The following is a 23,244-nucleotide window of genomic DNA, read 5'->3' on the forward strand; positions in this document are numbered from 1 at the left end:
GAGGCTCAATTCCAGTTCAACATATTTACTATAGAGGCTGGCCACGAAAAAAATGGGCACCCGACGGTGCCCATTTTCAATTACGACTTTATTCTCGCGAAACGAATCCGCAGGATTCTCAGCCGAAGTTCTTCGCCGCGAAATCCCAGTTGACCAGTTTGTCGAGGAAGGTTTCGACGAACTTCGGCCGCAGGTTGCGGTAGTCGATGTAGTAGGCGTGTTCCCAGACGTCGACGCAGAGCAGGGCCTTGTCGCCGGTGGTCAGCGGGGTGCCGGCAGCACCCATGTTGACGATGTCGACCGAACCGTCGGATTTCTTGACCAGCCAAGTCCAGCCGGAGCCGAAGTTGCCGACGGCGCTGGTCTGGAAGGCTTTCTTGAATTCATCGTAGGAGCCCCACTTCTTGTCGATGGCTGCCGCCAGCGCGCCGCTCGGGGCGCCGCCGCCGTTGGGCTTCAGGCAGTTCCAGAAGAAGCTGTGGTTCCAGACCTGGGCGGCATTGTTGTACACGCCGCCGGCCGGGGCCTTCTTGACGATGGCTTCGAGGTCGAGGTTCTCGTATTCGGTGCCCTTGATCAGGTTGTTGAGATTGGTGACGTAGGCTTGGTGGTGCTTGGCGTAGTGGTATTCGAAGGTTTCCTTCGACATGTGCGGCGCCAGGGCGTCCATGGCGAAGGGCAGCGGGGGCAGGGTGTGTTCCATGTGGGTCTCCTTGTGAGGTGGGCGGCGGCGGGTAGCCGCGAAAACTTGACCAGTTTAGTCGGAATAGACTGGTCTGACAAGTACCGGCGGGTTGAATATTTTAAGCCTGAGTATATTGGTTTCGCTTCAATTGGCGTCTCCGTGGCTGATGTCTTCCACCCGGACGGCGGCGTTGCCGCTGGCGAAGTGTAGCGCGATGCGCTCGCCGCTGCGGAGTTGCCGGCTGTCGCGCACCAGACGGCCCTGGCTGTCGCGCGCGATGCTGTAGCCGCGCGCCAGGGTGGCCTGGGGACTGAGCGCGGCGAGGCTGGCGGCGAGCGTGGCCAGTCGCGCCCGGCGGCTGGTCAGGCGGTTCCGGTTGCCGGCCTGCAGGCGCTGGGCGGCTTGTTCGATGCGGCGGCGGGTATCGCTCAGTTCGGGACGGCTGCGGGCCAGCCGCAGGCGCCAGTGTTCGTGCCGGGTGCCGTGCTGCTGCTGGCGCTGTCGCATGGCAGCGCGCAGGCGCGTGGCCAGCAGGGCGAGCTTTTGCCGGTCGTGCGCCAGACGCTGGCCGGGATGGATGAGACGATGGCCGAGCAGGTCGATGCGCTGCATGCGCGCTTCGAGCTGGCGACTCAGGTGCTGGCGCAGGCGTGCGGCCAGCGCATCGAGCCGGGCGGCCGCATCGAACCAGCCGGCGCTGACCAGCTCGGCGGCTGCCGTAGGCGTGGCGGCGCGCTGGTCGGCAACGTAGTCGGCGATGGTGACGTCGGTTTCGTGACCCACGCCGGAGATCACGGGCAGTGGACAGGCGGCGATGGCGCGCGCCACGCATTCCTCGTTGAAGGCCCACAGGTCCTCGATGCTGCCGCCACCCCGCGCGACGATCAGCACGTCGATGCCGTCGGCGGCGGCACGCGTAGCGGCGGTGTCGATGGCGTCGGCCAGCTTCTCGGCGGCACCCTCGCCCTGCACGGGAGATGGATAGAGGATCGCCGGCAGATGCGGTGCGCGTCGCCGCAGCGTGGTGAGGATGTCGTGCAGCGCGGCGGCCTGCGGCGAGCTGACGATGCCGATGCGGCGCGGAAAATCCGGCAGGGCGCGTTTGCGCTCGGCGGTGAAGAGTCCTTCGTTTTCCAGCCGCTCGCGCAGCCGGGCAAAGGCTTCGTAGAGCTTGCCCAGGCCGGCGCGGCGCATGCCTTCGGCATTGAGCTGGAAATCGCCACGGGCTTCGTAGAGCGTCACGCTGGCCTGGACTTCGACCTGCTGGCCGTTTTCCAGCCGCCAGGGGATGAGCTGGGCGCGGCTGCGGAACATCACGCAGCGCACCTGGGCGGCTTCGTCCTTGAGGGAAAAATAGACGTGCCCGGAGGCTGCCCGCGTCAGGTTGGAAATTTCACCGGCCACCCACAGCAGGGGAAAATTCTGCTGCAGCAGCTCGCGGGCGCGACGATTCAGGGCCGTCACGCTGAGTACGTCATCGAACATTGGCAATGAGGATGTGGGAGGACACAAGGAGGACGCCGTTGCTGAAAAAAGGTATTGACAAAGCCTGGATTCGCCGGTCGGATTCAGAAAAAGCCACAGATGCGTGCGGCGTACACCGGGGCTTGACACAAAAAGCCTAGGCAGGATAAGGCTTTGCGATCAACTTATTGATAATTAAAGGTAATTTTGACAGCCTAATTTTTAGGCGATGCAAGAAAAACGCTTATAGCCTGCGAGTTTAGCAATCTTTGCCACGTATCATTCACAAACTTATCCACAGATTTTGTGGATAGTCGCAGCGGTGAAAAAGGCGGGCCGCGAGCGTTGCCGGCGGTCTGGAAAATCAGGGGCCGCGGCGGGTATTTTGGCGGAGCGTCCGTCACCCGCGCAAGCCGAACTCAAACGAATCCAAATTCCGGTAAGCTCGCCTCCCATGCAAAAACGCTCCTCCAGCCGTGCGCTTCGAGTCGCAAGTGCTGCCGCCCAGCCATCCAGCGGATCGGCGGACGCGCTGGTGCCGCTGCGGGCCGGCACGCTGCTCGGCATTTTTCATGCCGCGCTCGACAGCAGCCTGATCGAGCGGGGCGCGGCGCAGGCGGTCGAATTGCTGGGTTCGGTCGATGATTTCTGGCAGGCGCTGGCGCTGCTGGAATTGCAGCGCATGGCGCAGGCCGGCAATCATCAGGCCCAGGCCGAGCTGGCCTGGCGCCATGCCGCCGGTGAAGGCGGCGCGGAAAAATCGCCGGCGCAGGCCGTGCGCTGGGCGACGCTGAGCGCCGAGCACGACTGCGCGGCCGGTGCGGCCGTGCTCGGCTGGCTGCTCTACAACGGTTTCGGCCTGCCTGTGGATTTGCCGGAAGCGGCGCGGCTGTTCGCCTCGGCCGCCGCGCGCGACGACCTGCGCGGCTTGACCTGGCTGGGCTTGTGCCTGCTGCACGGACACGGCGTGGCCGCCGACGGCCGGCAGGCGCTGGCGCTGTTTCACCAGGCGGCGGCCAAGGGCGGGGCGACGGCGCGGCTGGCCCAGTACTGGCTGGGACGCATCCATTACTTCGGGCTGCCCGACGTTGCGCCGCGCGATTTCGATGAGGCGGCGCGCTGGTTGCGCCTGGCGGCCGGGCATGCGCATCTCGGCGCGCACGAATTGCTGGCGCGCTGCCATTTCTTCGGTCGCGGCGTGCAGCGCGATCGGCGCGAAGCCCTGCGCCTGTGGCGCGCGGCGGCGGAGGGCGGCGATGCGCAGGCGATGTATTGCATGGGCATGTGCCTGTATGCCGGCGAGGGCGCGGCGCAGGATGGCGCCGAGGCGATGCGCTGGTTTCGCGCGGCGGCGCGTCAGCAGGTGGCCGGGGCGATGTTCCTGCTCGGTCAGTGCTGTGTGTTTGGCGTCGGCGTGACGCGCGATCTCCAGGCGGGCCTGGGCTGGTATCGGCGCGCGGCCGAGCAGGGCAATCGCGAAGCCGAATACGAGCTGGGCGAGTGGCATGCCTTCGGACGCGGCGGCCTGGCGCAGGACATGAGCGAGGCGATCGGCTGGTACCGCCGGGCGGCGCGGCAGGGGCACGCCCAGGCCCAGCGCAAGCTGGGGCACTGTTACCGGAATGGCGACGGCCTTACCGAAAACAAGGCGCAGGCGCTGGTCTGGTATCGGCGGGCCGCCGCGGGAGGCGACGTGACGGCTCGGGTATGGCTGGGTGAATGCTACGAACAGGGCGAAGGCGTGGCGCAGGATGCCGTCGCCGCGGCCAAGCATTATCGCGCGGCGGCGCAGGCGAACGATCCGCACGGCATGGCGGAATACGGCCGCTGCCTGCTGCGCGGCATCGGCGTGGCGGCGGATTTCGCGCAGGCCGAGCGCTTCCTGCGCGCGGCGGCGGATGCGGGCTGGCAGCCGGCGCTGGGCGAGCTGGAGCGTTACTGTTTTTCCCGCGCCGAGCAGTTGCTGCAGGCGTCGGCCGATGCGCCGTCACGCGCCAGCGAGGCGGCGGACTACTATCGCAAGGCCGGCGAGCTGGGCCACCGCCGCGCGGCCTTCATGCTCGGCGAATGCTATCGCCATGGCCACGGCGTGCCCCGCGACGACCTGCAGGCAATGACCTGGTATCGCAAGGCGGCGCGCCTGTTCGAGGCCAAGATCGCGCTGGGCGATCTGTATTACTTCGGTTACGGGGCGGGGGCGCCTCCCGCCCGGCAGGATCACCGCGAGGCGCTGCGCTGGTACGAGCAGGCGGTCGAGCAGCACGAGGATGCCTATGCCATGTACAGCCTCGGCTACTGCCTGCTGCACGGGCAGGGCTGCGCGGCCGGTGCGCAGAACGCCCGCGAGGGCGCGCGCTGGCTGCGCAAGGCGGCCGCCCTGGGCCATGTCGAGGCGCAATATGAACTGGGCTGCGCCTACCTGCGCGGCACGGGCGTCGCGCGCAGCCCGCGGCTGGCGATGAAATGGCTGCGCAGCGCGGCCCAGCTTGGCCACGCCGCCGCGCAGAGCGGGCTGGCCGAGTTGCCTGAATTGTTTGGGTCGCGTTAGTCCGTTGCGCCGGTAGTTTCTACAGGTGCTAGCGTAGTGTTGCACGCTGATTGACACATGAAAAACCACACATTTGTCGTCCCTGCGCAGGCGGGGACCCAGGTACGTACTGGATTCCCGCTTTCGCGGGAATGACGACGATGCGCTCTTCGTCGGGCAGTAGTCCATGCCGCTGGATTCCCGCCTGCGCGGGAATGACGGCATTAGCGCCAGAGCTTGGGCAACTGGGAGACTTCGCGGGCGGCGCCGGTATCGGCGCTGGTGGTGGTGGCGGCATAGACCTGCAGCGCGGCGGAGACTTCGCGCTGGCGGTCGGCCGGACGCCAGGCGTCGTCGCCTTTCTCATCCATGCGCTGGCGGCGCCGGGCGAGTTCCGCGTCGTCGATCGCCAGATGGATGCGCCGCGCCGGGATGTCGATTTCGATGCGGTCGCCGTTTTCCACCAGGCCGATGGCGCCGCCCGCCGCCGCTTCCGGCGAGACGTGGCCGATCGACAGGCCGGAGGTGCCGCCGGAGAAACGGCCATCGGTGACCAGCGCGCAGGCCGCGCCCAGATGCCGGGATTTGAGATACGAGGTGGGGTAGAGCATTTCCTGCATGCCCGGCCCGCCCTTGGGGCCTTCGTAGCGGATGACCACCACGTCGCCGGCCTTCACTTCGCCGCCGAGGATGCCGGCGACGGCGTCGTCCTGGCTTTCATAGACGCGCGCCGTGCCGGCGAACTGCCAGAGGCTTTCATCGACGCCGGCGGTCTTGACGATGCAGCCCTTCTCGGCGATGTTGCCAAACAGCACGGCCAGCCCGCCTTCCCTGGTGTAGGCGTGCTCGACGTCACGGATGCAGCCTTGCTGGCGGTCGATATCCAGCGTGGGATAGCGCCGCTCCTGCGAGAAGGCGGTCTGCGTCGGAATGCCGCCGGGCGCGGCGCGGAAGAATTCATGCAGCGCGGCATCCTGGTTGCGCTGCACGTCGTAGGTGGCCAGCGCCTCGGCCAGCGTCCTGCTATGCACCGTCGGCAGGTCGGTGCGCAGCAGGCCGCCGCGATCCAGTTCGCCGAGGATGGCCATGATGCCGCCGGCGCGATGCACGTCTTCCATGTGGTAATCCTGCGTGGCCGGCGCCACCTTGGACAGGCAGGGCACCTTGCGCGAGATGCGGTCGATGTCCTTCATGGTGAATTCGACCTGCGCCTCGCGGGCGGCGGCGAGCAGGTGCAGCACGGTGTTGCTGGAGCCGCCCATCGCCACGTCCAGGCTCATGGCGTTTTCAAAGGCCGGGAAGCTGGCGATCGAACGTGGCAGCACGCTGGCATCGTCCTGGTCGTAGTAGCGCCGGCAGAGTTCGACGACGAGGCGGCCGGCCTTGAGAAACAGTTGCTTGCGGTCGGCGTGGGTGGCCAGCAGCGAACCGTTGCCGGGCAGCGACAGCCCCAGCGCCTCGGTCAGACAGTTCATCGAGTTGGCGGTGAACATGCCCGAGCAGGAGCCGCAGGTCGGACAGGCCGAGCGCTCGAAACTGGCGACGTCCTCATCGCTCACCGCATCGTCGGCGGCGTTGATCATGGCGTCGATGAGATCGATGGCGATGGTCTTACCCTGCCAGTTCACCTTGCCGGCCTCCATCGGCCCGCCGGAAACGAAAACGGTGGGAATGTTCAGGCGCATCGCGGCGATCAGCATGCCCGGGGTGATCTTGTCGCAGTTGGAAATGCAGATCATGGCATCGGCGCAATGGGCATTGACCATGTATTCCACCGAGTCGGCGATCAGTTCGCGCGAAGGCAGCGAATACAGCATGCCGGCATGGCCCATGGCGATGCCGTCGTCGATGGCGATGGTGTTGAATTCCTTGGCGATGGCGCCGGCCGCTTCGATCTCGCGCGCCACCAGTTGGCCCATGTCCTTCAGATGCACGTGGCCGGGGACGAACTGGGTGAAGGAATTCACCACGGCGATGATGGGTTTGCCGAAATCGCCTTCCTTGACGCCGGTGGCGCGCCACAGGGCGCGGGCGCCGGCCATGTTGCGGCCGTGGGTGGATGCGCGGGAACGGTATGCGGGCATGACGATCTCCAGAAGGGGGAAACGGCAGCCTGCCATTCAGGCCGGCTGCCGCTCTAAGTTAGAATGGCGATTTTAGCGTACTCGGGTAGCGCCCATGCTCGTCCATCCGCAGTTCGACCCCATCGCCATCCAGCTTGGACCGCTCGCCGTGCACTGGTATGGCCTGATGTATCTGGTGGCTTTCCTGTCCTTCCTGGCGCTGGGCACTTGGCGCGCGAATCATCGGCCGGATCTGGGCATCTCCTCGCAGGATGTCGACGACATGCTGTTCTACGGCGTCTTCGGCGTGATCATCGGCGGCCGGCTGGGGGAAATCCTGTTCTACGAACCGGCTTACTATCTGGCGCATCCCGCCCAGGTCTTCGCCATCTGGCAAGGCGGCATGAGCTTTCACGGCGGCTTCATCGGCGTGATCGCGGCCATGGCGCTGTTCGCCTGGCGCAAGCGGAAGCGCTTCCTGCAGGTCACCGATTTCATCGCGCCGCTCTCGGCCCTGGGCCTGGCCGCCGGGCGCATCGGCAACTTCATCAACGGCGAACTGTGGGGCCGGGCGGCCGATCCTTCATTGCCCTGGGCGATGGTCTTTCCCAACGTCGACAACCTGCCGCGTCATCCCTCGCAGCTTTACCAGGCCGGCCTCGAAGGCATCCTGCTGTTCTGCATCATCTGGTGGTATGCCAGCAAGCCGCGCCGCGACGGCCAGCTCTCCGGCGCTTTCCTGCTGGGCTACGGCGTCATGCGTTCCATCGGCGAATTCTTCCGCGAGCCGGATGCTGGCATCTTCGGCCACAGCTATGTCGTCAGCATGGGTCAATGGCTGAGCGTGCCGATGATCCTGCTCGGCCTTTACTTCCTTTTGCGCAGGAGCAAAACAGCATGAGCAACACGCAACGCCCCTTCAGGATCCTCGGCATCCAGCAGATCGCCGTCGGCGGCCCCTCCAAGGACCGCCTGCGCCGCCTGTGGGTGGACATGTTCGGCCTCACTGTGACCGGCAACTTCGTCAGCGAGAAGGAGAACGTGGACGAGGACATCACCGCCATGGGCAGCGGCCCGTTCAAGGTCGAGGTCGACCTGATGCAGCCGCTCGACCCGGCCAAAAAACCGGCCGTGCATGAGCCGCCGCTGAACCACGTCGGCCTGTGGGTGGACGATCTGCCGGTCGCCGTCGAATGGCTCACCGCGCAAGGCGTGCGCTTCGCGCCGGGCGGCATCCGCAAGGGCGCGGCCGGCTACGACATCACCTTCCTGCATCCGAAGGCCAACGAGCAGTTCCCGATTGCCGGCGAAGGCGTGCTGATCGAACTGGTGCAGGCACCGCCGGAAGTCATCGACGCTTTCGCCAGGCTGGCGGGCTGAAGAAATATCCCTTGATTCCTGCCGCAGTGTCCTGCGGGCGTGCGGCAGGGGAGTCGAACATCAGCGTTTGAGTCTGGCGAAAGCCGCGGCCATCGCGCCGGCTGGTTCCGCTTCACGCTGTTGCGCCCGCGCGGCGGGTTTGCTGCCACCCTTCATCGTTTCACCTCCCGAGGCGGCCCCCTTCGGAGCGTCGGCCAGGCGCATGGTCAGGGCGATGCGTTGGCGCTTGACGTCGATTTCGAGCACCTTGACCTTCACCACGTCGCCGGCTTTGACGACGTCGTGCGGGTCCTTGACGTAGCGGTTGGCGAGCGCGGAGACGTGTACCAGGCCGTCCTGGTGCACGCCGATGTCGACGAAGGCGCCGAAGTTGGCCACATTCGTGACTACGCCTTCGAGCAGCATGCCGGGCTGCAGGTCCTTGATGTCCTCGACGCCGTCGCGGAAGGTCGCGCTCTTGAACTCGGGGCGCGGGTCGCGGCCGGGTTTTTCGAGTTCCTTGAGGATGTCCTGCACCGTTGGTAATCCAAACTTCTCGTCGGTGTATTTGCGCGCGTCGAGTTTCTTCAGCAGCGCGATGTCGCCGATCACGTCGCGCACGCCCTTCCTGATGTCGGCAAGGATGCGCTCGACGACGGGGTAGGCCTCGGGGTGCACGCTCGATGCGTCGAGCGGGTTTTCACTGCCGTTGATGCGCAGGAAGCCGGCCGCTTGCTCAAACGTTTTCTCGCCGAGACGCGGCACCTTCATCAGTGCGGCGCGGCTGGGGAAGGGGCCGTTGGCATCGCGGTAGGCGACGATACCGGCGGCGAGTCCGGTGTTGAGGCCGGAGATGCGCGTGAGCAGCGGCGCCGAGGCGGTATTCACGTCGACGCCGACGGCGTTCACGCAGTCCTCGACGACGGCATCGAGCGCGCGCGCCAGATGCGTCTGCGAGACATCGTGCTGGTACTGGCCCACGCCGATGGACTTCGGATCGATCTTCACCAGTTCGGCCAGCGGGTCCTGCAAACGGCGCGCGATGGAGACGGCGCCGCGCAAGGATACGTCGAGGTCGGGGAATTCCTTCGCCGCGAGTTCCGAGGCGGAATACACCGAGGCGCCGGCTTCGGAGACGACGATCTTGCTGATCTTCTGCTCGGGCAGCAGTTTGATGAGATCGCCGGCGAGCTTGTCGGTTTCGCGTGAGGCGGTGCCGTTGCCGATGCTGATGAGGTCGACGCGGTGCTTCTTCGCCAGTTGCGTCAGCGTATGCAGCGCGCCGTCCCAGTCGCGGCGCGGCTCGTGCGGGTAGACGGTGGCGGTGTCGAGCAGCTTTCCGGTGGCGTCGACGACGGCGACCTTGACGCCGGTGCGGATGCCGGGATCGAGGCCCATCGTCGCGCGCGGGCCGGCGGGTGCGGCGAGCAGCAGGTCGTGCAGGTTGCGCGCGAAGACGCGGATCGCTTCTTCCTCGGCGCGTTCGCGCAGGGCGTTCATCAGTTCGAGTTCGAGGTGCAGCGAGATTTTCACCATCCACGCCCAGCGCGCCGTTTCGAGCAGCCAGCGGTCGGCGGGGCGCTGCTCGTCGCGGATGCCGAAGCGCATGGCGACGCGGCGCTCGCAGGGGCTGGCCAGCGGCGGCTCCTGCAATTCCTCCGGCATTTTCAGCGCGAGGCGCAGCACGTCCTCGTTGCGGCCACGGAACAGCGCCAGCGCGCGGTGCGAAGGGATTTCCCGGATCGCCTCGGAATAGTCGAAGTAATCGCGGAACTTGGCGCCGGCTTCCTCCTTGCCTGCGACGACGGCGGATACCACGATGCCCTCGTCACTCAGGCGCTCGCGCAGCTCGCCGAGGAGTTGCGCGTCCTCGGCGAAGCGCTCCATCAGGATCTGCCGCGCGCCGTCGAGCGCGGCTTTGACGTCGGGCACGCCTTTGTCGGCGTCGATGTACTTCGCCGCCTCGGCATCCGGCGAAAGCTGAGGGTCATCCAGCAGCGCGTCGGCGAGCGGCTCCAGGCCGGCCTCGCGAGCGATCTGCGCCTTGGTACGGCGCTTCTGCTTGTAGGGCAGGTAGAGGTCTTCGAGGCGCTGCTTGGTGTCGGCGTCGAGGATTTCGGCGTGCAGCTCGGGCGTCAGCTTGCCCTGCTCCTCGATGCTGTTGATGACGGCCACGCGCCGCTCTTCCAGTTCGCGCAGGTAGCCGAGGCGCTCTTCGAGCAGTCGCATCTGCGTGTCGTCGAGGCCGCCGGTGGCTTCCTTGCGGTAGCGCGAGATGAAGGGCACCGTGGCGCCCTCGTCGAGCAACTCGACGGCGGCGGCGACTTGTTGGGGGCGGACGTTGAGTTCGGCGGCGAGGCGTTCGGGAATCGGGGGCAGCATGTGAGCGCTATTCCTGCAGTTGTGCAAACAAAGGGCGGGGACATTACCGGAGTGGGTGGCGAAGATCAAGGCGATGGGTCGTTGCCATGATCGCTGTATCCGCTCAGCCGCTCCAGCAGCTTGAGCACGGCGATCGAGTCTTCCTCGCCGCCGCCGCTGCCAACCAGCGCGTTGAATAGCTGCGTCGTCGCTGCCGCGCCAGGCAGCGTGAGGCCCAGGCGCTGCGCTTCTGCCATGACGATGCGCAAGTCCTTCTGGTGCATCCAGGCCTTGAAGCCGGGGCGGAAATTGCGTTCCAGCATGCGCTGGCCATGCGCGTCGAGGATGCGGCTGGCGGCGAAGCCGCCGAGCAGCGCCTCGCGCACCCGTGCCGGATCGACGCCGCTGGCGCGGGCGAAGTTGAAGGCTTCGGCAACCGCCGCGATGCCCATCGCCGTGAGTATCTGGTTGCAGGCCTTGGCCACCTGCCCCGCGCCCGTCGGGCCGATGTGGGTGATGGTTTGCCCCAGGCATTCGAGCAGCGGGCGGGCGCGCTCGAACACGGTTTGCTTGCCGCCGACCATGATGGTCAGCGTCGCGTCGATGGCGCCGGTTTCGCCGCCGGAGACCGGGGCGTCGAGGAATTCGATGCCGCGTTCCTCCAGGCGCCGGCCGATGTCGCGCGCCGCCGCCGGGGCGATGGTGCTCATGTCGATGACGATCAGGCCGGGTCGCGCGCCTTCGGCGAGGCCGCGCGCTCCGAGCGTCACCTGCTCGACATCCGGCGCGTCGGCCACCACGGTGAAGACGAGATCGGCATACCTTGCGACGTCGGCCGCGCTGCCGTGCAGCCTCACGCCTGCCCGGTCGCGCCAGGCTTCGAGCGTTTCGGGGCGGCGCGCCCACAGGTGCAGCGCATGGCCCGCCGCCAGCAGATGCCCGGCCATCGGGCGTCCCATCAAACCGAGACCGATGAATCCGATTTCCATGACCGCTCCTGCAGAAAATTCAGGGAGGGCGACTATGGCATGAAATGGCCGCAGACATGGCCGCGGGATCGTCCGGCGGGCGTTTTCGTCCTGTCTGGCGGCAGGGGCGGCGGGTATAATCTCGCCTTTGCGCAAACGCGCTCTTTGTCTCTCCTTTTGCCTCTCATAGCCATGCCCGACATCCTCAAGCTGCGCGGTGCCGCCGCCTTCACTGCCAGTCGCCTGGCGCGTTTGACCGAGCAGTTGCAGGGCGCTGTCGGCAGCCTCGGGCGGTTGAGCGCCGAACACTGGTATTTCGTCGAGCTGGCAGCGCCCTTGAGCGCGGCCGAGATCGAGCGTCTGGGGCAGTTGCTGGGTGCGCCGGCGCGCTCCGATGCCCTGCCTGCCGGCCAGTTGCTGCTGGTCACGCCGCGTCTGGGGACGATTTCGCCGTGGTCGAGCAAGGCCACGGACATCGCGCGGCAGTGTGGTTTCGCCCAGGTCAGGCGCATCGAGCGCGGTACGGCGTTTCATGCGGACGTGCCGGCCAGCCAGCGCGCGGCCCTGCTGCCCTTGCTGCATGACCGCATGACCGAATCGGTGCTGGCGCAGTTCGACGAGGCCGAGGCGCTGTTCCGCCAACTGCCGCCGCAGCCGCTGACCACGGTGGCGCTGCTCGATCGGGGCCGGCAGGCGCTGGTGGCGGCGAATGCCGAGCTGGGCCTGGCGCTGTCCGAAGACGAGATCGACTATCTGGCGGAAAACTTCACGCGCCTGGGCCGCAATCCCACCGACGTCGAGCTGATGATGTTCGCCCAGGCGAATTCCGAGCATTGCCGCCACAAGATTTTCAATGCTTCCTGGGTGATCGATGGCGAGCAGCGCGAGGAGACGCTGTTCGGCATGATCCGCGAGACGCACAAGGCGCATCCACAGGGCACGGTGGTGGCTTATTCGGATAATGCGGCGATCATCGAAGGGGCGCGGATCGCGCGCTTCTATCCGGATGCGGATGCGAATGCCGGCGGCGAGTATCGCTATCACGATGAATTGACCCACATCCTCGCCAAGGTCGAGACGCACAATCATCCGACGGCGATCTCGCCTTTTCCGGGGGCCGCGACCGGCTCGGGTGGCGAGATCCGCGACGAGGGCGCGACCGGGCGCGGCTCCAGGCCCAAGGCCGGCCTGTGCGGCTTCTCGGTCTCGAACCTGCGCATCCCGGGTTTTGAGCAGCCGTGGGAAGTGCCTTACGGCAAGCCCGAGCGCATCGCTTCCGCGCTGGACATCATGGTCGAGGGACCGATCGGTGCGGCGGCGTTCAACAACGAATTCGGCCGACCCAATCTGACCGGCTACTTCCGCACCTACGAGCAGGCATTCAACGGCGAGGTGCGCGGCTATCACAAGCCGATCATGATCGCCGGCGGGCTGGGCAACATCCAGGCCGAACAATCCTTCAAGATTCAATTTCCGGCCGGCTCGCTGCTGATCCAGCTCGGCGGGCCGGGCATGCTGATCGGCCTGGGCGGCGGCGCGGCTTCGTCGATGACCACCGGCGCCAATACCGCCGATCTCGATTTCGCTTCGGTGCAGCGCGGCAATCCGGAAATCCAGCGCCGCGCCCAGGAGGTCATCGACCGCTGCTGGCAGCAGGGCAGGGACAATCCCATCCTGGCGATTCACGACGTCGGCGCCGGCGGCATTTCCAACGCCATGCCGGAGCTGGCCAACGATGCCGGCTGCGGCGCGCGTTTCGAGTTGCGTGCCATTCCCACCGAAGAATCCGCCATGTCGCCGCGCGAGATCTGGTCGAACGAAGCCCAGGAGCGCTACGTGCTGGCCATCGCGCCCGAGCGTCTGGCGGCGTTCGATGCCATCTGTGTGCGCGAGCGTTGTCCCTTTGCCGTGATTGGCCGCGCCACGGGTGAGCGCCGGTTGGTGGTGCATGACGAACATTTCGGCAATGATGCGGTGGACATGCCGATGGAGGTGCTGCTCGGCAAGCCGCCGCGCATGCTGCGCGATGTACGGCGCGGCAGCGTCACGGCGCCGGACTTCGTGCTCGACGAGGTCGACGTCACCGAGGCGGCCTTGCGCGTGCTGCGTCTGCCGACGGTGGCTGCCAAGAATTTCCTCATCACCATTGGTGATCGCAGTGTCGGCGGCATGACCGCGCGCGATCAGATGGTCGGTCCCTGGCAGGTGCCGGTGGCCGACTGCGCGGTGACCGCGCTGGGTTTCGAGACCACGCTGGGCGAGGCCATGGCCATGGGCGAGCGCAGCCCGCTGGCGCTGCTCGATGCGCCGGCCTCGGGGCGCATGGCGGTGGCCGAGGCCATCACCAACATCGCGGCGGCGGCCATCGCCGGTCTCGGCAGCATCAAGCTGTCGGCCAACTGGATGGCGGCGGCCGGCCATGGCGGCGAGGATGCGGCGCTGTTCGACACGGTGCGGGCCGTGGCGCTGGATTTTTGCCGCGGCCTCGATCTGTCCATTCCGGTGGGCAAGGATTCGCTGTCGATGAAGACGACCTGGCAGGACGGGACGGACGGCAAGCAGGTGGTTGCCCCGCTGTCGCTGATCGTTACCGCCTTCGCGCCCTGCCTGGACGTGCGCCGCACCCTGACGCCGCAGTTGCGCACGGATGCCGGGGAGACCGAGCTGCTGCTGATCGACCTGGGTGCCGGCCAGAACCGCCTGGGCGGCTCGGCGCTGGCCCAGGTGCATGGCGTCACCGGCAATCAGGTGCCCGATGCCGATCCCGAATTGCTGCGGGCTTTCTTCGCCGCCATCCAGCAGTTGTCGCAGGCCGGCTTGCTGCTGGCCTATCACGACCGTTCCGACGGCGGCCTGTTCGCCACGGTTTGCGAAATGGCCTTTGCTGCGCACGTCGGCGTTTCGTTGAATCTCGACGGCCTGTGCTACGACCCGCGGATGAACGACGTCGACGGCATGGAACGGGCGCCGGACGTGCTCGAAGGGCGTCTGTTCGACCGTGTGCTGGCCGCGCTCTTCAGCGAGGAGCTGGGCGCGGTGCTGCAGATCCGCCGCAGCGCGCGCAGTCAGGTGATGGAAGTGCTGCGCGCGGCCGGTCTGGGCTGCGTATCGCATCTGATCGGCGACTTGAACGATGGCGATGAAATCCGCGTCTGGCGCAATGCGCGCAAGGTGTTGAGCCTGCCGCGCGTCGCGCTGCAGCGCGCCTGGTCCGAGACCAGTTACCGGATCGCCCGCCTGCGCGACGATCCGGCCTGCGCCCAGGAGGAATTCGACACGCTGCTGGATGCGGACGATCCGGGGCTGTCGGCCGAGTTGAGCTTTTCACCCGTTGCGCCGCACGTCGCGGAGAGCGCCAAGGCCCGGCCGAAGATCGCCATCCTGCGCGAGCAGGGCGTCAACGGCCACGTCGAAATGGCGGCGGCCTTCGCCCGCGCCGGGTTTGCCGCCCATGACGTGCATATGAGCGACTTGCAAAGCGGACGACTGAGCCTGGCCGATTTCCAGGGCTTTGCCGCCTGCGGCGGATTTTCCTATGGCGACGTGCTCGGCGCCGGCCAGGGCTGGGCCAAGTCCATCCTGTTCAACGGCCGCCTGCATGACGAATTCGCCGCCTTCTTCGCGCGTCCGGACAGTTTTGCCCTGGGGGTGTGCAATGGCTGCCAGATGATGAGTCATCTCGGCGCGATCATTCCCGGCGCGGCGCACTGGCCGAGCTTCCAGCGCAATCGTAGCGAGCAGTTCGAGGCGCGTCTGGTGCAAGTCGAGATTCCGGATTCGAATTCGATCTTCTTCCAGGGCATGGCCGGCAGCCGTCTGCCGGTGATCGTCTCGCACGGCGAAGGCCGCGCCGAATTTGCCGCCGGCCGCGATCCCGCGCAGGCCATCGTGGCGCTGCGCTATGTCGACCATCGCGGCCGCGTGGCCACGAGCTATCCATACAATCCGAACGGTTCGCCCGACGGCCTGGCCGGCGTCACCACGGCGGATGGCCGCTTCAGCATCATGATGCCGCACCCCGAGCGCACTTTCCGCAATGTCCAGCTTTCCTGGCATCCACAGGCGTGGGATGCGCTCTGGGGCGACGATTCGCCGTGGCTCACGATGTTCCGCAACGCCCGGCGCTGGCTGGATTGAACGACTGCCGGCAGGGTATGCGGCGGGTGGTGGCCGTGCGACGGAAGCGACGGAATCCCGATGAATCGGCGGCTTGAGCATGGATGAGGTGTGAGGCATGGGTTTGCGCCGGCTTTCTGCGAGTGAAATCGGTCAGACCGGCTGGGTGCCTGGGGACTCATCCTCGAAATTCCGTTTCTCGCTGGTAATCGCGACGCTCCAGGATGATGGCGAGCTGGAGTGCTGTCTTGCCAGCATGCCCGCGCCGGCGGATGGGCCGGACTTCGAAGTCGTCGTGGTCGACCAGAACGGGGACGGGCGTCTGGATGACGTCGTGCGCCGTCATGCGGAAAACCTCGAGATCGTGCATGTGCGGGTGGATTTCCGCGGCCTGAACCGGGCGCGCAATGTGGGCGCGCGCGTGGCGCGGGGCGAATGGCTGGGGTTTCCCGATGACGATTGCCAGTTGTTTCCGGATACCCTGCTGGCGCTGGAGCGATTGATCGCCGATCCCACGGTCGGCGTCGCGACGGGCAGGACGGTCGATACATCGGGCGCATCGAGCGTGTTGCGCTGGCGGCGCCAGTCTTGCGACTTCGGCCGCTGGACGATGTTCGGCTGCCTGACGGAGGCGGTGTTCTTCGTGCAGCGTTCGGTTTTCATGCGTGCCGGAGGATTCGACGAGCGCTTCGGGCCGGGCGCGGCGTTTCCCGCTGCCGAGGGCATCGAGTTGATGGATCGGCTTTTCGCTCTCATGGAAAATCGCCGCGCCTGCTACGACCCGGCGATACGCATGAGGCATCCGCAGAAAGTTCCGCCCTGGAACCGCTGGGCTGCCGCCAGGTTTCACGCCTATGCGATCGGCGCGGGCGCCGTGGTGGCCAAGCGTCCTTCTCCTCATCTGATCTACTGGGGAGCGCGCATCGTTGCCGGCGCGCTGGCGCGGGCGCTGTTTTCCCGCGGCTGGAAGCGGGCCGCGTATGCCGCCCGGGCGCGCGGCTTCTTCACCGGCCTGTTGCGCGGCACGCGCGTCTTTTACTTCGCGGAATGGCGGAATTGCGCGCGCTGAAATACATTTCATGGGGCGATACCACGGGCTATGCGGTTGCCGCCAAGGCCTACGTCCGCGCGCTCATGGACGCAGGCGTGGCGCTCACCTGGACGCCGATGATCAGAGGCAGGCGTGCGTACGAAGCGTATACGTCGCCGCTCTGGCCATGTGCCAGCCTTGCCCCGGTCTGCAACCGGGCGATGGATTACGACACGGTGCTCATCCATACCGTCCCCGAATATTTTCCCGAGTGGATCGAGCGCGAGCGCAAGCCCGGCCGCCGCATCCTGGGATATACCGTCTGGGAGCTGGAGCGTCTCCCGGATCATTGGCCGGCCATCTTGAATCGTCTGGACGGCGTGATCGTGCCTACTCACTGGAATGCCCAGGCGTTTCGCGACTCGGGCGTCACGGTGCCGGTTTTCGTGGTGCCGCACTTGTCGCAGTTCGAGTATCTCGGAAAGCTTGATTCCGAATCCGGCCAGGGAGGAGACCATGCCGCCCTGAACCGCAGGCTCGGGCCGTTCGGCAACGATCCGGCGCGGTTCATGTTCTATTCGATTGCCTACTGGTCACACCGCAAGGCGCCGTATCTGGTTCTGGAGGCGTACCTGAAGGCTTTCACGCGCCATGATCGGGTGCTGCTGGCGATCAAGACGGGCGAGCAGGATTTCACCCGATGGCGCCGGCATTGGCGCCATGGTTTCCGCCGGCGCCATCCCTCGCCGCAGGACGCGGTGGAGCGGCGGCTGTCCGCTCATCCCGACAGCCCGCCCGTGGCCGTCATCATGGATGAAACGCTGTCCGATGCGGAGATGCTTGCATTGCACGAAAAGGGCGATTGCTACATCGCGCTGCCGCGTGCCGAAGGCTGGGGGCTCGGCGCGTTCGAGGCGGCGCGCCTGGGCAAGCCGGTCATCATGACGGGTTATGGGGGACAGCTCGATTTTCTCGAGCCGGGATTTGCGCATCGGGTCGAGCATCGCATGGTGCCGGCGGTTGATCCGGCATTCCCGGCCAGCCACCGGCCATCCGACCGCTGGGCGGAGCCGTCCGTCGACCAGGCGGCGGCCCACATGCGCTTCGTTTTCGAGCACAGCTCGCATGCGCGCGAATGCGCCGGACGGGTTGCGCAGCGGCTGTCCGGCGATTTTTCCAGGGACGCCGTGACGGCCGCCTTGCTCAGGGCGCTCGAAATGCGGACATGAGGATGCCTCCATGATTCCCAACGTATTCCATTTCGTTTTCGGGCTGCGTGAGCAAAGAGAGCCTTTCCACCTGATGTATTACCTGTGCCTGGCTTCGTGCATCAACGTGAATCGGCCGGATGCCGTGTACTTTCACTACCATCACGAGCCTTGGGGCGAGTGGTGGGAACGGATCAAGCCCGGCTTGATTCTGGAGCGCATCGAGCCGGAACGGACGCTGGCTGAATACCGTTACGCGGATGCGTCGATATCGCCTTATCGCTACGCGCACCTCGCGGATTTCGCGCGGCTCCGGATCCTGCTCGAGCGGGGCGGCATTTATGCGGATATCGACACCTTGTTCCTCCGCCCCATCCCGGCGCATTGGCGCGAGCGCCAGTTCATCCTCGGGCAGGAAAAAGCCCCGCAGGCCGCCGTCGACGGCGGTTCCTTGTGCAATGCCTGGATCGCCTCGGCGCCCGGTGCGGAATTTGGACGTCTCTGGCTGGAGGGTTTTCATGAGGCATTCGACGGCACCTGGAGCAATCATTCGACGTTGCTGCCCTTCCGCCTCTGGCAGAAGCATCCGGCGCTGGTTTGCGTCGAACCGGAAAGCGCTTTTTATGCGCTGGACTGGACTTCGCGAGGCATAGAAAACCTGTTCCTGCACTCGGCCGGGCTGCCCGATGAGGCGTACAGCCTGCACCTGTGGAATCACCTCTGGTTTGCGCGCGAGCGTCTCGACTTCACGCATTTTCATGCGGACATGCTGACGGTCGACTACGTGCTGCATGCCGATACCACCTACGCCAACCACGCGCGCCGGCACCTGCCGGCCGACGCGATCGGCAGCCTGGCGAGTTACAGACGCCAGAGACGCAACTTGCGCTGGCGGTTTCCATTGCGCAGCCTGCGTTCCTGGCTGCGGGCGCCATGAGTTCCGTCCGTCCCGTCGCCTTGCTGGTGACCCCCGTGCTGCCGCAGCCGGGCGGCTCGGGACCCGCCTTGCGTGCCTGGGACTGGCTGCTGGATCTTGCCCGCAGCCATCGGGTGCATGTCGTCGTGACGGGAGACTTGCCGGCGCAGCCCCTGCCCCTGGTCTATCCGGCAGAGGCGGTGCATCGGCTGTCTGCCGGAACGGCGCGGCATCGTTCGGGCCTGCGCGCTTTGGGGTATCTCTTCCCGCTGCTGTGCTTGCCGTACCGCGGGGTCGTTGCCGATTGGCGGATGAGGGCCGGCAGGCGGGCTTTTGCGCAGCTTCGTCCATTGTTGCCCGGACGGGCCGAAGTCGCCAGGATCGTTGCGTTCAGGTTCTACGTGCATGACGTGGCGCTGCAATTCGCCGGATGCTTCCCGGAGGCAGCGCTGGAACTCGATATGGACGATCTGGAGTCGCAGACGCGCATGAGCGTGGCCGGCGCGCTTTGGCGCATGGGGCGCTATGGGCAGGCGTTCCGCTGTGCCGTCACGGCGCTTCAATACGCCCTGCTGGAGATGCGCCTGACGGGGCCTTACGACAAGGTCTGGCTGGCGGCGGATGAGGATCGCCAACATTTGCGCACGCGGCTGTCGAATGTGATTGGTGTCCGTCCCAATCGGATTCCATTGCCGGATTCGAGTGGAGAAACCTTCATGCCGCCAGCGGCGGTGTTGCGGTTGCTGTTTGTCGGCACGTTGAACTACCCGCCCAACGAGGAGGCGGTGCTGGCGCTGGTCAATCTGCATCTGCCGGCATTGAGGCGCCGCTTGGGACGTTCCTTATGCCTGTGCATCGCCGGACGCGGCGCGTCGGCGAGCCTGGCTGAAATGCTGCGGCGGGTGTCGGACGTCAAGTTCGTTCCGGACGCGCCGGATCTCGCCGATCTGTATGCGGAGGCGCATGTGGTCGTCGTGCCCCTGAAAGCCGGCGGCGGCAGCAAGCTCAAAACCCTGGGGGCTTTCGCGCATCGCCGGGCGGTGGTATCCACGGCGCACGGCGCGCGCGGTTTCGATGCGCGCGCGGGCGAGCATTACCTGCTCGCGGAGACGCCGGATGAGTTTGCGGAGGCGATTTGCCGATTGGCGAACGAGCCCTCGCTGGCCAGGCAACTGGCCTCTGCCGGAGAGGCCTTCTGCATTGCGCTGCACCGTGAGCGCTGATGCTTCGCCCGCTGAGGGCCGCCCAGTCCGTGCGCGGAAATCAGCGCCGCGCACGGACAGCGCTTCATGCGTGGGCGGTTTCGGACCCCACGCTGCGCCGCGTCTTGCCGGCGCGCGCCGGGACGTTGCACAGGCCGCAGACGTAGGTCTTGGTCGGGTCGAAGGCATGGGCGACGAATTGGCCGCTGCAGGTCTTGCAGGTGGCCAGCGTCAGCATGTTGGCATCGAAGAAGCGCACCATGGTCCAGGCGCGGGTCAGCGACAGCACCGGCTTCATGTCGTTGCGCTCGACCTGTTCCAGGTAGAGGTGGTAGGACTTGATGATCAGGTTCAGGCCGCGCAACTGGGTGTGGTTGAGCAGGAAGTTGTGATAGGCCATGAATAGCGAGGCATGCATGTTCGGCTGCCAGGTCATGAACCAGTCGGTGGAGAAGGGCAGCAGGCCCTTCGGCGGCGATTCGCCGCGGACTTCCTTGTAAAGCTTGATCAGCCGTTCGCGGCTGAGTTTGGTTTCGGTTTCGAGCAATTGCAGACGGGCACCGAGCTGGATCAGTTCGATGGCCAGCCCGATGTCTCTCGCTTCCGAGATGACGGATTTATTGCGCATGGGAACTCCTGGATGGTGGCGGCGGCAATGTCGGCGGCGCGCAGCGTAGTGTTGCGCAGTGCGTGCTTCAGGCAACGGTTTCGACGGGCTTGCCGGCTGCGAGTATCGTTGCATGCATGTGACCGATGCCGCGTTCGCGGTCATGGTTGGCAAGCAGGTTCAGCAGCAGGGTGTCGTCGAAACGGAAGCTGCACAGCAGCATGTCGGCGCTGGCCATCCTGAGTACTTGACCAGGGGTGAGACGGTCGAGGATGTCTGCGATTTCCTGGCTGATGCCCAGACGGAAAATCGCGCGCTCCCTGTCGGCGCGAATCATGTTCTGCGCCAGCATGAGGTAGGCAAGATTGACTTCCTTTATGTCGTTGTAGGTGTCAGTCATTTTCATGGTGCTCTCCTTTGGTTTTCAGCCTGCGGAATCCGGAAGGCGAGCGGATTATGGTCAATGCTGTCAACCACGAGTAGCGGTGCAATGCTGTTTTTGATGTCAGAACGGCTTCCGGGAGGTTTGTAAGGTTTATTCTTACAATTTTCGTGTAACGCAATGAATTAACGCGGTTTTAATTCTTTTGACCTGTCTTTCGAGCGGCCTTCGCCGTCTGGTATGTCGGGGTTGCGCCGGCAAGCCGCGATTGCGGGTTTGCCGATGGGCTGCTGCCTTTTTCTCTTTGCTTCCGGCTCGGTCGGGATGGCCGGCTGCGTTAAAATCGGCGCCCCATGGAAGCGAAAATCAATTTCTGCAGCACGTGCGGCTCGCCCGTCGCCATGCGGGTTCCGCCGGGCGATGCGCTGCTGCGCGCCGTGTGTGATGCCTGCGGTGCGATTCATTATCAGAACCCCAAGCTGGTCGTCGGCAGCCTGCCGGTCTGGGAGGATCGCGTCCTGCTGTGCCGGCGTGCCATCGAGCCGCGCTACGGCATGTGGACCCTGCCGGCGGGCTTCATGGAAAACAACGAGACGCTGCCGGCCGCGGCGCTGCGCGAGACGCACGAAGAGGCTTGCGCGCGCGTCGAACTGGGCGAGCTATACACGCTGATCAGCGTGCCGCACATCAGCCAGGTGCATGCGATTTATCGGGCGCGTCTGCTCGATCTGGACTTCGCCGCCGGCGTCGAGACGCTGGAGGTTGCGTTGTTCGACGAGTTGCAGATTCCCTGGGACGAGATTGCTTTTCGCACCATCGCCATGACGCTGCGCCATTTTTTCGCCGATCGCAAATTCGGCGCCTGGCGCTTTCACAGCGCCGAATTGCCGCCGCCCTGATGCGTGTTCATTCCGCAGGCGGGTCGGGATCGAACGCCACGGGAATGAGCACGTCGAAAGCGCGACCGCGCAGAGCCGGCGGTACCGCGGTTGCCTGTGCGGCATTTCCGAGCATTTCCAGCGCGGCCGCGTCAAGCAGGGCATTGCCGCTGCTGGAGTGCAGTTCCGCGCCCTGTGACTGGCCGTCGGCAGCGACGACCACGCGTACGCCGGTGATGCCGCCGATGCCTGCGTTACGGGCGGCGGCTGGGTAATTTCGGAAACGTCGTGCCGCCATGGCAAGATCGATGCGGTATTGGCGCAGGTGTTTGCCTTCGCCCTCGCCGTTCACGCTGGCTGGATGGCCGGCATCGGCATTGCCGCTGGCGGCGGTTTCTGCCGTGACGGAAGCCGTGTCGGCGACGGTCGCAGCCATACTCATGCTTGCTCGCGAAGCGTCTGGCGGAGGCGCCTTTCGGGCGTTTTCCTGACGCGGAGCACCTGCCGCCGCTGCCGTGGTTTGCGCAACGGGGGCGGCGGCTTGCTGCGCGTTCGTGCGCAGGCGCGCGGCGAGCGGTCCGGCATGGCGAGCGTGGAGCGGGTCGGTGGCCGGCGTCATATTGATTGACCGATTTTCCTGCAGCAGCAGGAAGGCGTGCAGCGCCAGCGAGATCGCCACTGCCTGGCCCAGAGACTTCGCTGTTTTTCCTGTGCCGTGGTTCATGGTTGTATAGTTGAAGGCCATCGATCGAAGCCGGTGGCCGCGGTCATCGCGTTCCACCGAGGTTCGATGATCTTGACATATCGTCGCAAGGGAATCCATCGCATCATGCAAGCCATCGAAGTTGCCGGGATTGCCGATGCTGTAGCGGTCTGTGAGGCCCGCGCGGCCATGCTGCCGCTGATCCTTACGCTGGACATGAATGGCGCGCCGTATCGCTGGGTGACGTGGCAGCATGCCTGTTTTTATTACGCCAGAAACCTGGTCGCCTGGTCGGCTGGCGATGAAAATCTGACTTTTTACGGTGGCATCAGCCGTGCCACCGGGCGGCGTTCCTCGATCACGACCAACAGCATCATCGCCATCAGGGGGCGGCCGGTGGCGTCGCGGGGGTGGCTGCAGGTGCCGCCGCTCAGCAACCGCGAGTTGTTCCAGCGCGACCGGCATGTGTGCGCCTATTGCGGGAATGGCTACGCCAGCCAGCGTCTGACGCGCGAGCATATCGTGCCGTTGTCGCAGGGCGGCCTCGATCTCTGGATGAACGTCGTCACCGCCTGCCGCGCCTGCAACCAGCGCAAGAGCGGCCGCACGCCGGAGCAGGCCGGCATGCAGTTGCTGTACGCGCCGTATGTGCCGAACAAGGCGGAATATCTGATCCTCAGCAACCGCCGCATCCTGCATGACCAGATGGATTTCCTGGCCAAGCACGTGCCAGTGCGCGAGTCGCGATTGTTGCGCCGGGCATGTTGAGGGCTTG

18 protein-coding genes are annotated in these 23,244 nt (G+C 65.8%); 10 read left to right on the forward strand and 8 right to left on the reverse strand.

The window, feature by feature from the left end:
- Window positions 1-118: 118 nt before the first annotated feature.
- On the reverse strand, window positions 119-703 hold the full coding sequence (locus SDENCHOL_RS05355; protein WP_154716298.1) for a superoxide dismutase: 585 nt from the start codon (window positions 701-703) through the stop codon (window positions 119-121).
- A gap of 126 nt (window positions 704-829) precedes the next feature.
- Complete coding sequence (gene xseA / locus SDENCHOL_RS05360) at window positions 830-2,170, reverse strand: exodeoxyribonuclease VII large subunit (RefSeq protein ID WP_154716299.1); 1,341 nt, start codon at window positions 2,168-2,170, stop codon at window positions 830-832.
- A 433-nt stretch (window positions 2,171-2,603) separates the two neighbouring features.
- Here xseA and SDENCHOL_RS05365 point away from each other — a divergent pair, with 433 nt between their 5' ends.
- On the forward strand, window positions 2,604-4,697 hold the full coding sequence (locus tag SDENCHOL_RS05365; protein WP_154716300.1) for a tetratricopeptide repeat protein: 2,094 nt from the start codon (window positions 2,604-2,606) through the stop codon (window positions 4,695-4,697).
- A gap of 203 nt (window positions 4,698-4,900) precedes the next feature.
- On the opposite strand, the gene ilvD is transcribed toward SDENCHOL_RS05365, so the two are convergent.
- Entirely contained in the window at window positions 4,901-6,760 is a 1,860-nt protein-coding gene (gene ilvD, locus SDENCHOL_RS05370) for a dihydroxy-acid dehydratase (RefSeq protein ID WP_154716301.1), read from the reverse strand.
- Between the two features lie 94 nt (window positions 6,761-6,854).
- Between ilvD and lgt the strand changes: the two genes are divergently transcribed.
- Both lgt and SDENCHOL_RS05380 read left to right on the forward strand, forming a co-directional pair.
- A complete protein-coding gene (gene lgt / locus SDENCHOL_RS05375) occupies window positions 6,855-7,640 on the forward strand; it encodes a prolipoprotein diacylglyceryl transferase (RefSeq protein WP_154716302.1) in 786 nt (261 codons plus the stop codon).
- The gene (locus tag SDENCHOL_RS05380) at window positions 7,637-8,119 is read left to right on the forward strand and encodes a VOC family protein (protein WP_154716303.1); all 483 of its coding nucleotides are present in this window, start codon (window positions 7,637-7,639) and stop codon (window positions 8,117-8,119) included. Before lgt ends, SDENCHOL_RS05380 begins: the two co-directional genes overlap by 4 nt.
- A 60-nt stretch (window positions 8,120-8,179) precedes the next feature.
- On the opposite strand, the gene SDENCHOL_RS05385 is transcribed toward SDENCHOL_RS05380, so the two are convergent.
- The gene (locus SDENCHOL_RS05385) at window positions 8,180-10,480 is read right to left on the reverse strand and encodes a Tex family protein (protein ID WP_154716304.1); all 2,301 of its coding nucleotides are present in this window, start codon (window positions 10,478-10,480) and stop codon (window positions 8,180-8,182) included.
- A gap of 65 nt (window positions 10,481-10,545) precedes the next feature.
- Complete coding sequence (locus SDENCHOL_RS05390) at window positions 10,546-11,448, reverse strand: NAD(P)-dependent oxidoreductase (RefSeq protein ID WP_154716305.1); 903 nt, start codon at window positions 11,446-11,448, stop codon at window positions 10,546-10,548.
- Between the two features lie 171 nt (window positions 11,449-11,619).
- Between SDENCHOL_RS05390 and purL the strand changes: the two genes are divergently transcribed.
- From purL to SDENCHOL_RS05415, 5 genes are all read left to right on the forward strand, one after another.
- Window positions 11,620-15,564, forward strand: coding sequence for a phosphoribosylformylglycinamidine synthase (purL, locus tag SDENCHOL_RS05395; protein WP_154716306.1), 3,945 nt, complete (start codon window positions 11,620-11,622; stop codon window positions 15,562-15,564).
- Between the two features lie 97 nt (window positions 15,565-15,661).
- Window positions 15,662-16,612 carry a glycosyltransferase family 2 protein gene (locus SDENCHOL_RS05400; RefSeq protein WP_154716307.1) on the forward strand — a complete coding sequence of 317 codons (951 nt, stop codon included), beginning with the start codon at window positions 15,662-15,664 and terminating at the stop codon, window positions 16,610-16,612.
- A complete protein-coding gene (locus SDENCHOL_RS05405; protein WP_154716308.1) occupies window positions 16,591-17,802 on the forward strand; it encodes a glycosyltransferase in 1,212 nt (403 codons plus the stop codon). Before SDENCHOL_RS05400 ends, SDENCHOL_RS05405 begins: the two co-directional genes overlap by 22 nt.
- Window positions 17,803-17,812: 10 nt before the next feature.
- On the forward strand, window positions 17,813-18,718 hold the full coding sequence (locus tag SDENCHOL_RS05410) for a glycosyltransferase (protein WP_154716309.1): 906 nt from the start codon (window positions 17,813-17,815) through the stop codon (window positions 18,716-18,718).
- Window positions 18,715-19,920: a glycosyltransferase gene (locus tag SDENCHOL_RS05415; protein ID WP_154716310.1), complete on the forward strand. Its 1,206-nt coding sequence runs from the start codon at window positions 18,715-18,717 to the stop codon at window positions 19,918-19,920. The genes SDENCHOL_RS05410 and SDENCHOL_RS05415 overlap by 4 nt, the downstream gene beginning before the upstream one ends.
- A gap of 64 nt (window positions 19,921-19,984) precedes the next feature.
- Here SDENCHOL_RS05415 and flhC read toward each other — a convergent pair whose 3' ends face one another.
- On the reverse strand, window positions 19,985-20,527 hold the full coding sequence (flhC, locus tag SDENCHOL_RS05420; protein WP_154716311.1) for a flagellar transcriptional regulator FlhC: 543 nt from the start codon (window positions 20,525-20,527) through the stop codon (window positions 19,985-19,987).
- A 67-nt stretch (window positions 20,528-20,594) separates the two neighbouring features.
- Window positions 20,595-20,912: a flagellar transcriptional regulator FlhD gene (gene flhD, locus SDENCHOL_RS05425; RefSeq protein ID WP_154716312.1), complete on the reverse strand. Its 318-nt coding sequence runs from the start codon at window positions 20,910-20,912 to the stop codon at window positions 20,595-20,597.
- 341 nt (window positions 20,913-21,253) lie between these two features.
- Here flhD and SDENCHOL_RS05430 point away from each other — a divergent pair, with 341 nt between their 5' ends.
- On the forward strand, window positions 21,254-21,787 hold the full coding sequence (locus tag SDENCHOL_RS05430) for an NUDIX hydrolase (RefSeq protein WP_154717364.1): 534 nt from the start codon (window positions 21,254-21,256) through the stop codon (window positions 21,785-21,787).
- A 7-nt stretch (window positions 21,788-21,794) separates the two neighbouring features.
- Here SDENCHOL_RS05430 and SDENCHOL_RS05435 read toward each other — a convergent pair whose 3' ends face one another.
- Window positions 21,795-22,601: an energy transducer TonB gene (locus SDENCHOL_RS05435; protein WP_172955002.1), complete on the reverse strand. Its 807-nt coding sequence runs from the start codon at window positions 22,599-22,601 to the stop codon at window positions 21,795-21,797.
- Here SDENCHOL_RS05435 and SDENCHOL_RS05440 point away from each other — a divergent pair.
- Window positions 22,596-23,237, forward strand: a complete 642-nt coding sequence (locus SDENCHOL_RS05440) for an HNH endonuclease (protein ID WP_231912917.1) — start codon at window positions 22,596-22,598, stop codon at window positions 23,235-23,237. The genes SDENCHOL_RS05435 and SDENCHOL_RS05440 overlap by 6 nt on opposite strands.
- Window positions 23,238-23,244 lie beyond the last annotated feature (7 nt).

It is taken from the genome of Sterolibacterium denitrificans, assembly GCF_900174485.1.
Lineage (GTDB): Bacteria > Pseudomonadota > Gammaproteobacteria > Burkholderiales > Rhodocyclaceae > Sterolibacterium > Sterolibacterium denitrificans.

Bases quoted from the DNA above. Each gene is read 5' to 3' on its own strand.
- SDENCHOL_RS05440 (WP_231912917.1), top strand. From the start codon at position 22,596: ATGCAAGCCATCGAAGTTGCCGGGATTGCCGATGCTGTAGCGGTCTGT.
- lgt (WP_154716302.1), top strand. From the start codon at position 6,855: ATGCTCGTCCATCCGCAGTTCGACCCCATCGCCATCCAGCTTGGACCG.
- xseA (WP_154716299.1), bottom strand. From the start codon at position 2,170: ATGTTCGATGACGTACTCAGCGTGACGGCCCTGAATCGTCGCGCCCGC.
- flhD (WP_154716312.1), bottom strand. From the start codon at position 20,912: ATGAAAATGACTGACACCTACAACGACATAAAGGAAGTCAATCTTGCC.
- SDENCHOL_RS05415 (WP_154716310.1), top strand. From the start codon at position 18,715: ATGAGTTCCGTCCGTCCCGTCGCCTTGCTGGTGACCCCCGTGCTGCCG.
- purL (WP_154716306.1), top strand. From the start codon at position 11,620: ATGCCCGACATCCTCAAGCTGCGCGGTGCCGCCGCCTTCACTGCCAGT.
- SDENCHOL_RS05355 (WP_154716298.1), bottom strand. From the start codon at position 703: ATGGAACACACCCTGCCCCCGCTGCCCTTCGCCATGGACGCCCTGGCG.
- ilvD (WP_154716301.1), bottom strand. From the start codon at position 6,760: ATGCCCGCATACCGTTCCCGCGCATCCACCCACGGCCGCAACATGGCC.
- flhC (WP_154716311.1), bottom strand. From the start codon at position 20,527: ATGCGCAATAAATCCGTCATCTCGGAAGCGAGAGACATCGGGCTGGCC.
- SDENCHOL_RS05390 (WP_154716305.1), bottom strand. From the start codon at position 11,448: ATGGAAATCGGATTCATCGGTCTCGGTTTGATGGGACGCCCGATGGCC.
- SDENCHOL_RS05410 (WP_154716309.1), top strand. From the start codon at position 17,813: ATGATTCCCAACGTATTCCATTTCGTTTTCGGGCTGCGTGAGCAAAGA.
- SDENCHOL_RS05365 (WP_154716300.1), top strand. From the start codon at position 2,604: ATGCAAAAACGCTCCTCCAGCCGTGCGCTTCGAGTCGCAAGTGCTGCC.
- SDENCHOL_RS05380 (WP_154716303.1), top strand. From the start codon at position 7,637: ATGAGCAACACGCAACGCCCCTTCAGGATCCTCGGCATCCAGCAGATC.
- SDENCHOL_RS05385 (WP_154716304.1), bottom strand. From the start codon at position 10,480: ATGCTGCCCCCGATTCCCGAACGCCTCGCCGCCGAACTCAACGTCCGC.
- SDENCHOL_RS05400 (WP_154716307.1), top strand. From the start codon at position 15,662: ATGGGTTTGCGCCGGCTTTCTGCGAGTGAAATCGGTCAGACCGGCTGG.
- SDENCHOL_RS05405 (WP_154716308.1), top strand. From the start codon at position 16,591: ATGGCGGAATTGCGCGCGCTGAAATACATTTCATGGGGCGATACCACG.